Below are 435 nucleotides of genomic sequence, written 5' to 3' on the forward strand. Positions count from 1 at the left end.
TGTGATGTCCAGGGAGGTTGGTCAGTCGAGTGACTGGTGGGTGGCCCCCGATAGCGGAGTGGGCGCGATGGTGATTGTAGAAGTGCAACCAGTCCGGCAGGGCGGCGTTTCGCTCTGCCGTTGAGTCATAGAACCGCGCGTAAGCCCAGCCGTCCCCGAGGGTGCGGTGGAATCGTTCGATCTTCCCGTTGGTCTGGGGTCGGTAGGGGCGGGTGCGTTTGTGCTTGATGCCCAACTCGGCGCAGGCGTCCCGCCAGGCATGAGAGCGGTAGCAGGCCCCGTTATCCGAAAGCACCCGTTGCACTACGACCCCCCGAGCGGCGAACCAGGCCCTGGCCCGGTAGAGAACTCCGACCGCGGTCGCTGCCTTCTCGTCGGTGCAGATCTCCGCATAGGCCACCCGGGAGTGGTCATCGATCACGGTATGAACGAACG

1 protein-coding gene is annotated in these 435 nt (G+C 64.4%); it reads right to left on the reverse strand.

Annotated features, from left to right (window positions below; genetic code table 11):
• The coding region (locus tag INT51_RS21990; RefSeq protein WP_193107516.1) for an integrase core domain-containing protein at nucleotides 1-435 on the reverse strand (435 nt) is incomplete at both ends.

The sequence above is a fragment of the Brachybacterium sp. FME24 genome (assembly GCF_014897705.1).
Lineage (GTDB): Bacteria > Actinomycetota > Actinomycetes > Actinomycetales > Dermabacteraceae > Brachybacterium.